Below are 15,395 nucleotides of genomic sequence, written 5' to 3'. Positions count from 1 at the left end.
TCAGTGAGAGTATATCTGATGGTGCGGGAAACAGGTGGAAATATGGCGAAGCTCCTATTAACTGTAGTGTCAGTTTTTATTGCGAAACAGCATCAGGAAGATAAGGAGAATGAGAAAGCTGCAGAAGCAAAGGAGATGATGGAAAAATTGGAGGCTCAGGTAAACTCTGTCAGAGAAAAAGGGATAAAAAATATTGAAAAAATCGAAAAAATTTATTCCACAATCATTAAACTGTATGAGAAAGGTTCCTATGAAAAGGTGATGTCCGAGGGAAAAAAGCTTCTTAGCGTGGTGGAAAAACTTACCAGCAAAGAAGAAAAAGAAGAAAAGAAAGATAGAGAAATGCTGGAAAAAATTGCAAAGGAAAAGCTAGAAGAATGCAGAAAGAAATGGGAGGAAATTAAAGAGAGAGGGGTGAAAACCCATCCCAAGGTTGAGGAAATGCTCTCTGAGATTGAGAACAATATAAGTTTCGAGAAGTATGCAGAAGCAGAGCGGCTTGCTGATAAACTTCTAAAGATAGAAAGTATTCTAATGGAAGAGTATGAGAAGGCCGTGAATTTCGTAAATGAAATTTCAAAGTTACTTGAAGAACAGGAAGTGTTGAGAACAGTATTTGATGGGGAAATGGCTGGTGTAAAATCGCTTATTGCAGAGGGAAATTACAGGGATGCAGTTAAACGGTGCACAGAAATCATAGACAGAGTCAGGGCTGCAAAGTATTACCTCACTGCTGTTGAAAGTGAAGAGAAAAAAATAGAAGCAACAGCAGAACTTTATTATGAGAGAAGGGAAGAAGTGCCATACTTAGATGCGAGAAAAAACATCGCAATCCTTACTGAGAGCGGTAGATATGAGGAGGCACTTGCACTCGCATCTGCATATTCATTCATGCTCCAGTCCTACCTTACCGAGGGAAGCCAGGCACTCGTAGAATTTGACAACCTTTTCGGAAATAGTGAAAACTATGTCCAAAGTGCAGCCGTTTATTACAAAACCCAGGTTGCATATGTACAGGAAAAAATGGAGGAGGGAAAGAAATTTGATATAAATACAAGTGATGCAGAAAACTTACTAGTTGATGCCGAGAAGTTCTGGGAAGAGCGAAAGTACGGTGAAGCTCTGGATAACATTTTGCTTGCAAAGAGCTACATTTACAGCGCTACGGAAAACAAACTGAATAGCATAATCTCAAATGTAGAATCATTTTTATCTAGCGAAACTGCAATCCCTCAAGAAGTCGTGGAAAAATTCAGGGCAAGAGTCGAAGAGGCAAAGAAACTCGTAGAAAGGAAAAAGTATAGTGAAGCGAATGCAATTCTCACAGAGATTAAGGACAATTTTGTGAAGATTAGGGACGAGGTTCTTACTTCAATGAAGACTGTACTTGAAAAGAAAATTGAAGATGCTGAAAAGTATGGGATAGAAGTGCCTGGAGTGAAACGCTTAGTGTCCATTGCAGAGAAAGAGATTGCAAAGGAAAATTTTGCAACAGCGGTTTCACATTACAAAAATGCAATCGATGGAATTAATGCTGTGGTGATTGTAGAAGTTGAGAAGAAACTAGCAGATGCCGAAAAACTTGCTGCTTACCTCAGCGAGTTGCCAGAAAGCAAATTCGTTGCAAAATTAGAAGACATCAAACGCAGAAAAGATTCAAGCGACGCTTTTGAGTTACTCCACGAAACTCTGGACCTCGAAAAGGTCTTTGCTGAGGACATGAACATTGTTATAGAAAAAAAACTTAGCTCGTTTAGTCGGTTGGTAAACTTCAAGGCAATGCTCAATTTGGAGTTTCAGATTCCAAAAATAAACTGCACAGGGTATTCCGATGCAGAGGACTGTATCAAGGAGATTGAGCATTTCCTCAAAGATACGAACGAAAAGTTGCGAATGGCATTTGAGAAAATAGTAGAAGAAGGAAACAGAAAAATCGACATGGCAATACCTGAGATGGACCTATCAGTTGAAAAAGAACAGTTCAAAGAGGTAATGAAAGCAATTAGTGACTCAAAATGGGAACAGGCAATGGAGTATTATAATCAGTTCAGCAAGAATCTGGAAAAGAGTGTTATTGATTTTGTCAAAAAGAGAGTGCGAGAAAATCTGCGCCCGATAAACACAGCTGCCCAGGAGATGGGCTTAAGGGGATTGTCATCTAAGGAAATTGGAGCCCTAATAAAGAATGTTACACTTGAAAATGCAAAGGAAATTTACACATCTATAACTGAAATTGAGGGAAATATTGAAAAAGAAATAATCACGCTCTTAAACGAGAAACTTTCTAAAATTAATGCAAGTGTGGAGATTGCAGAAAGTATTGGATTTAATGTGGGGGAGATAAAGAGCCAGATTGAGTGGGTGAAGGGTGCGATTCAGGAAAAAAAATACGGTGAGGCAAATCTTAAAATTGAAGAGATAAAAAAGGTGATGGCTACCTCACTCACGGACTTTGTGAGCAAAGAACTTGCTAACTTGAAAAATCTGATCAACTCTGCAATCGATAAAAAAATAGATGTAGGAGAAGTGCAAACATATGTAAATGATGCTGAGAGTTTACTGCGACGAAACAATGTGGTAAAAGCCCATGAAAAAATTGTCTTTGCAAATAACCTAATCATTAAAGTAGTATTTGCAGACGCATCAGTCAAGATGGAGAACACACTGCATAAGTGCATTGCTACGATGAAAACACTAGGAATGGAGTGTAAGGATGTTGAGGAAGAAATCAATGTTCTAGATTCACTCAAGTCCGAAGGAAAATCTTTTGAAATAGTGGAAACGCTCTATAAGTTGATTGAGGAGGTGACCGACCGCCTGGCATCTCAGTGGTTGAATTTGTACAAAGTCACAGAGGCACGTGTCCTTTCTATGGAAAGATTTGGACTTGGGTATGGCTACAGGGAAAGATTGGAAAATGCAAGGATGCTCGCTAGCACAAACAGAATGTATGAAGCTTTGATAGAAATCGTAAACATGCTGGCTGAAACAGATGAACGCACACGTGAAGAGGCACACAAGATATTAGAAAAACTCTCTTTCCTATCAGAAACAGGTGGCAAATACGGAATTGATGTGACATTTGACGCTACAGCATTAGAAAATATAAAAAGACTCATCGAAGGAAAAAGGTATTTCGAAGCAATAGAATCTTCCTATCCTGTTTACAGAAATTACGTGAGAATTTTTGAAAAATATCTTTCAGATATGCTAACTGGAATCCATGAAGGGTTAAAAACGCTCAGGAGTTTCAATATAGATACCACGCCTTATGCTGAGCGAGTAGACATATACCAGAGTTACATGAGTGCTAATGACTGGAAAAATGGCCTTGAATATGGTACAGAACTTCGCAACGATATCCAGAATGCAATAAAGAAGGAAGTTGAAGAGCTTATTGAAGAAACCAATGAGAAACTTAAAGTGCTAGAGAAACAGGGCGAAGATATTTCCAAAATAAGGTTTATGGTTGATGTTGCATCTGAAAAGTTAAAACAGGGAGACATACAGAAAGCAATGAGTGCAACACTCTCTGCGAGGGAAGGCACTGAAAAAGCGCTTGGTGAAAAAGTTGGGACTTTAATAGAATACTGGGAGAAAATAATCTCTGCACTTGAGAAGTATAATCCTCAACCAGACCTCATAGAAAAACTTGCAACACTCAGAGAAAGAGCGAGAGTGAATCTTGTTTCTGCACTCGAAACCGACCTGGAATTGCGAAAGATACTGAAAGAGAAAATGGTTGCAAAAAATCGCGAAAATGAAAAGATACTGGAGAACGCAAAAAAGGAGTTTGTCAATCTCAAGATGGACTGGGGAAAGATGGAAAACCACCTAAGAATGTTATCTGCCAAGGAAAATTTTGAGGTAATAGATATACAAAACATTATGACATTTGGTGAAAATTTGAATCAGGAATTGAAGATAAAACTTGCAAAAACAATAGTGGAATTTGAAAGTCAATTGTCGTTGATTGGAGATGCTAGAAAAAGGGAAGAGATCAAAGACACAATTACAAAATCAAAGGAAATTCTCAATGCAGGAAGAATAGAGGAGGCAAATAAAGAACTAGGGAAAATCGCGACAGATGTGAGAAATGTTATCGAGGAAAACATAGATGCTAAGACGAGTGATGCAGTTAAAATCATCGCTGCATTGAAAGCCCTAGGTCTAAATTTCCATATTTATGAAAATCGCTACTTAGATGCAAAAGAGCATTTAACAAGGGAAGAGTATTCAAGAGTAATAGAAATTCTCGACAATGTTATTGAGCAAGGAAACAAGGAAATCCAAGAGCACATGATGACAATAGAAAAAGAAATTACTGATGCTATTGAGATAATGAAAAAGCTAGAAATAGACCCAACTGAAATAAATCAAAAACATGAGGTCATAAAGGAAAATGCCGCCAATAGAGATTTTGAGACAGTAGCAAAAGTCCACCAAGAATTGAAAGCGAAAATTACGAAAACGATGGAAGAAAATCTTCTTTCTGCAATCAACCAGTGTGACTTACTAATTGAGTTTGCAGTCGGTATTGGAATTGATGTCTCCCATCCAAAGGAGTTGTTGAATAAAGGTAAAATCAGGTTTGCTTCTAAAATGTATGTCCAGGCAAAGAACCTGATAACAAAAGCACTCTCTACTACAGAGGATACAGTGAGAAGATACATAGCAAATGAGATCAACATGATTGCACCCCAGATTGAGATGCTTGCACTATTGGGAATTCCTGCTGAAGAGCATCGAAACATGCTCGAGGAAGCGAAACGAAAGCTGGATGTGAAAGATTACATGGGTGCTCAATCAATTTCTGTGAAACTTAAAAAGCAAGTGGAAGATATTCTTGAAGAGAACAGTTCTAAGTTACTGGGTGAGATCAGAGCGTGTATCGAAAAAGGCACCCAGATCGGTGCTGACACAACTCTATTTGAAAGAATGTATCTTACCGCTCAGGCATTCATTAATGGAAGAAACTATGAAGGACTTGTGAGTCTTGCCAAGGATGCAAAAAATAAATTTATTGAAGTTGCAAACGAAGTTTTCAAAACCCACATTGAAACATTCGGAAGATGGTTAGACATCCTTGCCCTTCATGGAATAAGCAACGATAACTATGTTGAAATAAAAAACATGGCTATGAATACATTTGAAGCTGGAAATACTACAGAAGCAGCAAAAATCATAAAAAATGCTCTGAACGATATGGAGATTACTGTAAGAGATAATATCCTTAAAACAAAGGAAGATATTGACGCAAAAACTCATTTCCTCAAAAGATATGGTGTTCAGGTGTCGCCTATCGAAGTTGCTGTAAAAAATATTATTGGTGATATCGAAAAGAGAGATTACATTGAGGCAAGAAATCACATTGAACAGGCAAACAAGGCCATCTCTCAGGTTGCAGAGACCAAGGCCAGAGAATTACTCTCTTCGCTGAAAGAATACACTGAGAGATTAAAAAAGTCAGGTGTTCCCGTGATTGATAGAAGCAGTGAAATCCAGATACTCATAACCGCTGGAAAGCATTTCGAGGCCATCACGAGATTTGAGGAAATTCTTACAGAAGTAAACAATAATTACTCCAAACACATTCTTGAAGTGGTTGAAGAAACTGAGAGTTACATAAACACTTCAGGAAAACTTCTTGCTTCAACCGAAAATTTTATTGATACTTTAAATCAGGTTAGGTATCTAGTTAACACAAATGCCTATGACGATGCCCACAAAATAGCCATTCAAGTGAGACAGCATGTCACATCCCAGATAGAAGGAAAGATTAACGGAACAATCAACGAAGGACTTGGATATATAGAGAGATTCAAGACACTTGGTCCAGAAATACTATCGGCAGCTATTGTATTGAACAATGCCTCTCTCTCCCTTTCTCAGAAAAAATACAATGAAGCATACAATCTTGCTTTAGAAGCAATAAATAAAATAATGACTAGTGTGCGCGAATATACAACACATGAGATAGAGGACTACAAGAGCTTTATTGCTGACTGCGAACGGATTGGAATCGATGTGACCAAGTTTAGAGAAGGTGTTGTGCGTGCGGAGAGATTGTTGAAAGATAACAGGGTTGTGGAAACGTATTACACGATAAAAGAAACAAAGAAACTTGGCGACGAAAGCATGTCTACATATCTTGCCTCAAGAGTAAATGACACAATCGCAAAAATAGATGAGGCAGAACGCTTAGGTGTAGATACGGTAAAAGTTATCCAGTTGAAAAATAGGGTAGTTGCCGTACAGAAATCACCCAATGTACTAGATGCTCTTAGGGAGCTAAAAAATATAGAGCAGGACACAACAAACGCTGCTGAGGAAAAAGTTAAAGAGGTTTATGAAGGGATTAATGAAATCTACTCTTACTTCACGAATGTAGGACTTGAGCTTTCTGAAGCTAGAAGATTACTTACAACAGGTTCACAGAATATTGCTTCAAAGAATCTCGTAGAAGCGATGGCTGTCCTGATTGAGTGCGAAAGTTTAGTAGTTGAGAGCGTTGAAAAACACATTAATTCAGAACTTGCAAAATGGCAGAAATTCCTTGTATTTTTGATGAAAGTTATACCGGAATTCTCTTCACTGGTAGAGCAAATCAAAAAAGTTCAGGACCTTCTTGTCGTAAAGGAGTACAAAAAGGCACATGCTACCCTAAATGAGCTGAGCAACGCAATTCTGAAAAATGTAAATGAGAAACTCCTACCAGCAATCGATGCAAAGCTGAGAGATGTAGGAGATGTGAGAAAAATCGGAGTTGACACCGCAAAAGTGGAGGTCATGATGAGAGACGCAAGGGATGCTTTCAGCGCAGGGGAATATCTCAAAGGAAAGGACATATTTGAAAATGCTTCCATCCAATTTGATTCTCTTCTTGCTGCTCACTCTAACAATGAGATTGAAATTCTTTCCAAGAATCTAGAAGTTGCACGAATGCTAGGAATGGACACAACTCAGTATACTTCCATCTTGCCGCAGCTCAAAAGTATGATAAGTAGTGGGAGGTATAAAGAGGCTTTGTTCCAGATTTCCTCACTTCAGAATGAACTTTATGGAAAGTTGAAATCTGTGATTGAGAAGAACATTGCAAAATGCATCGAAGAAATAGAAGCAGCTTCAGAGTTGAACATAGATTTCAGTGAAGTCAATGCCCTACTAGAATCCGCAGCAATGAAGATGAAGTATATGGATATGATGTCTGCATATCAGATGGTCACAAAAGCGAAGGAACTTATTCCCCAAATTGTAAGAAGCCAGATTGCAAAAGAGATTGAAATGCAGCTTGAGAGAGGTAGTCGGTTACGAGAAAGAGGCATTGATATTTCTAAACATGAACATCTTCTCCATAAAGCAAAGGACAGATTAGACGCTGGGAAATACTCTGAAGCTAAATTCCTAGTGGTAAGATATATGAATAGTATTCTTCCAGTTCTAGAAGAAAACTTTGACAAGAGCATTGACTACTTAAGGGCGACAATAAATACTGCAAAAGAGATAGGAATAAAGGTGGAAGGAGAAGATGTGCTCTGGACTGAGATAAAGAGCCACATCGCTTCTGGTGATTATATAGGCGCCAATGAGCTCATAGAAGTTTACCAGAGTAATCTTATCGAGCGAATTGAGAATACTATAAAAGCAGAATTGCAAAAATTCTCGACCCTTCTTGAAATTGCCACTGCCTACAAATGTCCCGTGAGTACCATTTCTGAAGCATATGCACGCATTCAGATGGAATTTCAGAATAAGAAGTATGTGAATACGCTCAAGCAATCAAAGGAAAACATTGAATATCTTGAAGAGATATTGAAAGAGCGCGCTAGTATCGAATTTAAAAATTTAGAAGGAGAAATCAAGGAATATGCAAGCCACAATGTGGATACAAGTGTTGCAGAAAAAGTTCTGGAAGAGGCAAAAAAACGGCTTGCTGAAAAGAACTACTCGCTTGCATTTGAATCCATAACCCATGCTAGACATAACCTAGAGCAGAATGCAATTGAATTTGAAAAGAAAATTATAGATGATGTCCAGCGTCTTGTAGAGAACGCTGCAGAAATGAGAATAAACATTGACCAAGGGATTGTAATTTTCAACAATGGGAGAGAACTTTACAACACTGGGAAACTCCTTGAAGCTCTGAATCCACTCGTCACAGCCCGTGAGAAGATAACCCAGACGATAAAAACTGAACTTCGTAGTAGAATCGAAACAATGCAATCCACACTTGAACTTGGAAGAGAGATGAAAATTGATATATCTGAGATTGAAAGAAATCTCCAGAGCGCACAGAAGTCACTCCTGATAAACAGCTTTGATGAAACACACAAGTTTATAACTGCAGCCACCTCAAAATTCGTCACAATTGCCACTGCAACCCTTGGCACAGAGATTTCAAAGGTAGAGGCAATAATCAATGTTGGTGAGGCCATAGGATGTAATCTATCCCTCAACAGAAAAGAGATATTGAAAGCGAAAGAAATGGTGGTAAATAAAGAATTCGCAGGTGCGAAAAACCACATTGATGACCTCTCTGCAAAAACAAAGAAAACTGTTTCAGCTAGGGTATTGGAAGAAATTAACGGTGCTAGGGCAATCTTGAATCTAGCTAAGCGGTTTGGCTTAGAGGTGGGAAAGCAGGAGGAAGTGCTCAAAAGTGCTGAAGACCTTGTAAGAAAAGAGAGGTACCAGGAGGCATATAATCATGCAATTGAAACAAAGGCATATCTTGTGAATAGCGTGGTCAAATTCCTTAACGCTGAGATATCTACAGTAAATGGACTTCTGAATGTCTCTGTTTCAATTGGGGTCCCTGAGCTTTCTCGTGCAAGAGAAAACATAGATGAGGGTTTGAGGAAACTTCATGAAATGGACTTTGAAGGTGCGTACGCTAAACTCGATGCTGCGCGAACTCACATTATCACGAACGCAACAGAATACCTGAATGCACTTCTGAAAGATGCTGAAAACATTCTAGCAGATGCAAAGGCAATTGAAGCGGTTGTGAGTGAGGAACTCTATGCCGAAATTGAGACCGCAAAGACGCACATAAATCAACAGCGTTTTAGAGAGGCAAGGGATATTGCTCTTGGTGTTTATGAAAAAGGTTTGAACATTGCAAGAGAGAAATTACAAGAGAGGATTAACACGCTTAATTCGCTACTAGAACTAACAAAGAACTTTGGGATTCCAGTTGAAACTGCTCCTGAAACGATGAAAACGATTGCAGAACTTACATCTACAAAAAACTTCAAAGGTGCAAACAAGAAATGTCTTGAATTGACGAAGAAGGTAAGCGATTTACTCCAGAACTATTGTGAAACCCAGATTCTCAACACCGCAAAGCTAGTGGACCTTGGAGAATCGATTGGAATTAAGATGCTAGAGTTAAAACGCTCAGTTGAAGGCACATGGGGACTTCTGAGAAACAAGCAATACCTTGAGGTTGTGAAGCTCACAAATGATGTACAGTCAAAGATTCATGGAATGCTTGACAGATTTGTGACGGACGAAGTCCAGAGAATCCAGAACGATATAAAGTACGCAGAAAGCATCGGTGCAAATGCTGCCAAAGTGAAAGAATTACTAGAGAGTGCACAAATAAAACATAGAGAAAAGGATTATACAGCTGCCCACCGTACCCTGCAAGACACGGAGGCAGCACTTGGAAAGGTACTTGTCCGTCATATCAGTGATTCAATGAGTGTTGCACGGCTCACATACGATATTGGTTTGAGAATTGGTGTAGATCTAGCAGACATCAACGAAAAGTTCAAGGAGATTGAGAATCTTACGAATGAGAAGAAGTTCAAGGATGCATATTTCACGGTTGTGGAAACAAGAAAGAATATAATCTTAAGAATTGAGAATTATATGAATGATGCCTTAAACGAAGTAAATCAGAAGATTGATACTGCAAGTGAACTGGGAGTGGACGTGACCAATGCTAGGGCGATGTTTGAAATTGCGAAGAACACAATCCGTGGAAAGGACTATCTAGAGGCGAAGAAGATTCTAGGAAAGATAGAGGAAAATGTGGATACACTTTGCAGAAATAACCTACTCGAGGAATATGATAGAATAATGAAAGCAGTCGAGGAATTTAGGGCAAAAAATGTGGATGTAAGCGATGTCGTTTCTGGGCTTGAGAGAGTTAAGTCCAGAATAGACAAAAAGCTGTATGTAGAGGCTAAGCTTGCTCTTGAAACCGTAAGAGCAAAGATGAGAACTATAGAACGCATTGTGAAACTTGGGGTCTGAATTTGAATTGAAAGATTATATATAGTAGGATGCTTTTTTCGTTCATATGTTCCCTGTAATACCGGCAAGCGTGCTTCTGATAATTCTGATACTCATTGTAATATTTGCAATCTACAAGATAATAAAATTCATAATAACGCTAATTATTATTGCTGCAGTATTCCTCCTGCTCTGGTACTTTGGTTTTCTCTCGTATCTTGGAATCTAGATGGATTTTCCTACCTTCTTTCTCTCCGTAATCAATCTGTCCTTTTCTTTCTTAGCTCGTTTTTCGAGTTCACGCATGCAAGTATCTATGCACTCAAGAATGTCCCAACTGGAATGCCTGGCGTAAAACACGCCTCTAGGCGTTGTCAATCTCGCTGCAGTAGTATAATGCTTCACTTCCCCTGTTTTGTGTATCACGCTGACATGTACATTCAACATCCTTGGAGTAATAAATCTCCCTATTCTCTTTAGACCTTTACTCACAATATGGTCAAATGCATCCATTGTGTCGTGGTCTTCCTCGAGCCCAGTAATTTGTACATATGTGCTTGGCCTAGAAATCGAACTTGCAACATATTCCACTACATCCGCAGCAGTAAGGATTCCGACTGGCTTTGAATTTTCTGTGACAAGTACACTTGAAATCCTGTTCTTTTTCATGAGCTGAATTGCCTCTCTGAGATTACTTTCTGGGTCTACCGTAATTGGTGGATTCATTATACTTTTTACTTCTATTGTAGTTGCTGGTGCCTGTTTTAACCAGTCCCTTTTTCCCTTCTGCCTATCCCTACTAAGGGCACTGGCGATGTCTTTCAACCCGATTACACCCACTGCTTTTCCCTTTTTATCCACCACGGGAATATTTGTCTCGTCTAAGCTCTTTATTAGTTGTCTTGCTCTATCCAGTGTATCACTTTCTGAAATACAAATTGGCTCTTGGGACATAATATTTGAAACCGGAAGTTCAGCGTAATTTTTCATTTCAGACACCGCAGCCACAAGGTCTCTTCTGGACACAATTCCCTTTAGGGTATTGCCCTCTACCACAAGAATGGCTCTGTGCCCTGTGGTATGCATCATCTCTGCCACTTCCTCGATACTAGCATCTGGAGAAACCTTAGGTGCGGGCAGCATTATAGATTCTACCTTGGTCGTCATGGGCCACTGGCGTCTCTTTATGAATTCCTCATAGGTAACCACTCCTACTGGCTTACTCTTTCTCATCACGGGCAACACATGAACGTTGTATTTTTTCATGGTACCCAGTGCGGCTTCAAGCGTAGCATCTTTCTCAACTGTAATCACCTTCGTGGTCATTATATCCTTTGCTTTCAGAACTTCTTTTGACTTCTGCGGCATAGTAATCTCCAATGTGGTGGAACAACTCAGGTAATTAAAAACTTTCGTTTTGGTTACCTTGAGTTAGGAACAGTGTTCCAACACATGCAGTGCATTTAAATACCCCTACACTGTTATGGGTGTGGGATGAGAAAATATGAGAGGCATGCTTCCAAAAGAAATAAGAAACTTTTTTCGCCAGAACTCAGGAAGGTCTTTGCTAATAAAGGGAGCACCCGGGAGCGGTAAGACTACACTGGCTCTTCAAATCCTTGAGGAAACTGTTGATATCAACAGAGGTTTTTACATTTCGACGAGAGTTTCTGACGAAGCAATCTTTTCCCAGTTTAAGTGGCTGAAGGAAAAGGAGTGGAGGGACCGACTGATTGATATCACAAAGGACTTTCTAAGAGAGATTGTTCCAGAGAAGCGTGAGATCCCAGAGAAAAAAGTAGTCAAGGCAAAAGAGATTCTCAGCACGCTAACTGGAGAAACCGAGAAAAGGGGAGTAGAATATCGAACTAAACTTTTGAGTTTGATTCAGGAAGTAGAGGTGCCAGAAATCGAAAATCTATATGATCGCATTCAATCACATCTTCCAAGTAGATGTATGGTCGTGATAGATAGCATTGATGGGCTGGGTGAGAAGTATGGAATTCCGTATCTGAAAATTGTTGAAGCCCTGCAGAAGGACCTTGTAGAGCAAACAGATGTGAACCTCGTGGTCGTTGTTGAAAGCGAAGGTCAGACCCCAATAGATTATCTGGTTGACGGGATTATCTCCCTAGGGATGGAGAGATATGGAATGTCACAAATAAGAGAAATGAGTGTGCAGAAGATGCGTGGCGTAAAAATCGAGAAGCCATACTATCTTTTTACACTTCTAGATGGGAGATTCCATACTCTAGAAGAAGGCGATAAAAAAGAAAAAGCTCATAAATGGACACCAATTATGCACACAGTTGAGAAATATTCTACAGGGATGAAAGAAGTGGACCATTTCATCGATGAGATACTTCCAGGTGAAATAATTTTCATTGAAGGAGAACCCACAGTTCCTGAGACCAGCATGGTTCCGTTTATCCTCTCACCTGTTGCTAATTTCCTTTCTCAAGGACATGGGGTTATGCTCATACCTCCCGTATCAATGACATTGAAACACTTATCACCAGTAATCCAGGCCGCTAACGAGAATGTTTCAAATCTAAGAGTTTTTCTCAAAGTTCATGAAAGTTCCTCAGAAAAACATGTTGTTAGGTTACCTTACAAAAACAGTATGGAGGACTATCAGATTTGGCTCGAAAATTATAATGAACTTCTTAAACAATCAAAGAAGCCATTTCTTCTTGCAGTTGGTCTTGATACACAAGAATCCGCTTATAGAAAGGAGGAGCTGATGGAGGTACTGATGCAAGTGGTAGAGCACGCGAGGACCAAACACGACATACTATTGCTTGCTACCAAACTGAAGGGGGCATTGAACACACCTGCATCTGCAATCTGCAAAACTCATCTGCGACTCCAAGAACGTAATGGCCTCGCATTCCTTACAGGCCAAAAGAAGAGAACTGGTACATACTGGGTCCGAAGAGTTCCAAGAGAATATGTTGATGATATAGAGTTACTCCCAATCCTTTGAGTTCGCTGGTAAAAATTTTATATTCAGATAACTTTGGAGTTCTAATGCTCATTATGAGACAGTTCAAAAACAGTGATGTAGATAGAATCCAGGAGATTGCATTAAACTCGCTCAGGGAAATTTATGACCCTTCTCTCTATTACTCAATTGCGGCCAGTTGGCCAGAAGGGTTCATTGTGGTTGAAAATAATGGTTTTGTAATTGGTTTTATAGCAGGTACAATTGTATCGCCAGAAGAAACGAGGGTTTTGATGTTTGCGGTCTCAGAAGGATATCGAGATAGAGGTATAGGCACGATGCTGTTTACTGAGTTTATCCGAAGATCAGCAATGATTGGTGCTAGAAGAATTTCACTAGAGGTGCGTGTTTCAAACAGGAGAGCAATCGATTTCTACACTAGATTTTCTTTCGTAATCGTGGGTTTACTACCAGTTTACTATTCCGATGGAGAGGATGGCTACAAAATGATTAAGGTTCTCTGACAAATCTGTTGTTTATCCATTCTACCAATGGAAGCGCAGCACCAAGATACATCAACAAGCCAGCACATATGAACCCGCCAAGAAAGACCCTCATGAATTCATCAATATGGGTAACGAAATCTGTGAAGACAAAACCGTAGGCAATCCCATTGACTGAGATAAACAATGTGAAAAATACAAGTATCAGACCATACATGCCCACACCTAATGTTTTTACTCCTAAATGCCCCTGTTGCCTTCTTGTGAAGTACCCGTAGAGAGTGACTGAGACAAATAAAAGCAATCCTGGCACGAAGAAAGAAATTAAAATGGCTTTCAACACATCACTCGTTTCATTGAATACGGAAAACGAAAAATCCATCCCAATCATAAAGAAAATTGAGAAATAGACGGATAGAATAGCTCCCGCAAGTAGTGTTGGTACCAATAACTCCCTTATATTAAGGTGTTCTCTTCGAAACATCATGAATACAAACCATACAGAGAGGAGTAAACCTAAAAATGAAAACAGACCAACGTTCATCTGCTGATCAATAATCCGACTCTCTCTCGACATCTCAATCATTGAATTGTATTCTTCAACCCCCTTGTTTGAAAGTGCCTCTGCGTTAGTAAAATTTCCTACGAGAATTTCAGCGTATGCATTCTCCATATAACTTGAATTTAATTGGATTTCAGCACCTGTCGAATTAAGATATGCTTTTGAGAAAAAATACCGCTGCTTCAGCAAAAGATAGGCATAAACTGCCCTATTTTCCTGGCTCTGATCGAGGCATTCGAAAAGTATCCTACCCTGAGCTGATGAAGGAATTTTCAACCCTAGGAGATTTGAAATTGTTGGACATATATCTATCTGGTCAATCTCTCCACGCACCTTTCTTATCCCCTTCCCATAAAACACTGCAAAGGATTTCCTAGAAGATGCCTCCTCACCACCATGCCCTCCAACATCCCTATGCCCATGGTCAGATGTAACAATCAACGTTGTAGTGTTCCAATCGAGCATCCCAGCAATCTCTTTTATGTAACTATCAATCTCCCTAGCACGCGAGAGATATCCCTCTGATGCACCCCCATACAAATGACCCGCAACATCAACACTTAGAAAGTGAATAAGAGTCAAAGAGGGAGGGTTTCGTAAAATTCGCAACGCTGCATTTTTCACCTCGAGGTCAGCAGCAACGAAATCGCCAGTGCCCTCAATTTTTTCTCCACCAGTAATGTTGTCCCCCAACAGCAACCACCAATCCGGGCAACCTATCAGTGAATTTCCGACTCCCATCTCATAAGTTACTGAAAACAAATTCTCGGTACGGAGTGCGACATCACCCCAATTCAGAATCTTCCCTGTAACTTCTGGTCTTGCTCCTGTAAGTAATGCACTCCACCCAGGGTATGAGAGGGATGGAATGTTTGTCCAAGAAACAAGGTCGCTGCCATTCTCTCGAAGAGTATTTAGAAAGCTCATTTTGCAGGATATGTCGTATCTCAGTCCATCTACTACCACAAACACAACCTTTTCAGTAATTGGGCTTCCATGTTCCATAGTATCATTTTTATAGGACGACAGAGGCGATTTATATCCCTGGATGGAGAGCCCAGTCCAAACTGAAAGCAGAATGAAAAGACACCCAGTTGAAAACGCAACTATTGAAAGAAAAAGTGAGGTTTTTTTCATTTTTACC

General features: G+C 39.6%; 6 protein-coding genes. 4 read left to right on the top strand and 2 right to left on the bottom strand.

Features of this window, described 5'->3' with window-relative positions; all coding sequences use genetic code 11:
• The first annotated feature begins 42 nt into the window (after window positions 1-42).
• Window positions 43-10,263: a hypothetical protein gene (locus QXD64_02115; protein MEM3396110.1), complete on the top strand. Its 10,221-nt coding sequence runs from the start codon at window positions 43-45 to the stop codon at window positions 10,261-10,263.
• A 46-nt stretch (window positions 10,264-10,309) separates the two neighbouring features.
• Window positions 10,310-10,471 (top strand): hypothetical protein, encoded by a 162-nt coding sequence (locus QXD64_02110; GenBank protein MEM3396109.1) that lies wholly within the window; start codon window positions 10,310-10,312, stop codon window positions 10,469-10,471.
• Here the strand turns inward: QXD64_02110 and QXD64_02105 are convergent.
• On the bottom strand, window positions 10,468-11,610 hold the full coding sequence (locus QXD64_02105; GenBank protein MEM3396108.1) for a CBS domain-containing protein: 1,143 nt from the start codon (window positions 11,608-11,610) through the stop codon (window positions 10,468-10,470). The genes QXD64_02110 and QXD64_02105 overlap by 4 nt on opposite strands.
• 136 nt (window positions 11,611-11,746) lie before the next feature.
• Here QXD64_02105 and gvpD point away from each other — a divergent pair, with 136 nt between their 5' ends.
• Window positions 11,747-13,228 carry a gas vesicle protein GvpD P-loop domain-containing protein gene (gene gvpD / locus QXD64_02100; GenBank protein ID MEM3396107.1) on the top strand — a complete coding sequence of 494 codons (1,482 nt, stop codon included), beginning with the start codon at window positions 11,747-11,749 and terminating at the stop codon, window positions 13,226-13,228.
• A 53-nt stretch (window positions 13,229-13,281) separates the two neighbouring features.
• Window positions 13,282-13,710, top strand: a complete 429-nt coding sequence (locus tag QXD64_02095) for a GNAT family N-acetyltransferase (protein MEM3396106.1) — start codon at window positions 13,282-13,284, stop codon at window positions 13,708-13,710.
• On the opposite strand, the gene QXD64_02090 is transcribed toward QXD64_02095, so the two are convergent.
• Window positions 13,697-15,388 (bottom strand): alkaline phosphatase family protein, encoded by a 1,692-nt coding sequence (locus tag QXD64_02090; GenBank protein MEM3396105.1) that lies wholly within the window; start codon window positions 15,386-15,388, stop codon window positions 13,697-13,699. The two genes, QXD64_02095 and QXD64_02090, sit on opposite strands and share 14 nt — an antisense overlap.
• Window positions 15,389-15,395 lie beyond the last annotated feature (7 nt).

Source organism: Thermoplasmata archaeon (assembly GCA_038874435.1).
Lineage (GTDB): Archaea > Thermoplasmatota > Thermoplasmata > Lutacidiplasmatales > SKW197 > SKW197.
Note: the sequence above shows the minus strand (reverse complement) of the source record. Positions and strands in the feature narration are given on the sequence as shown.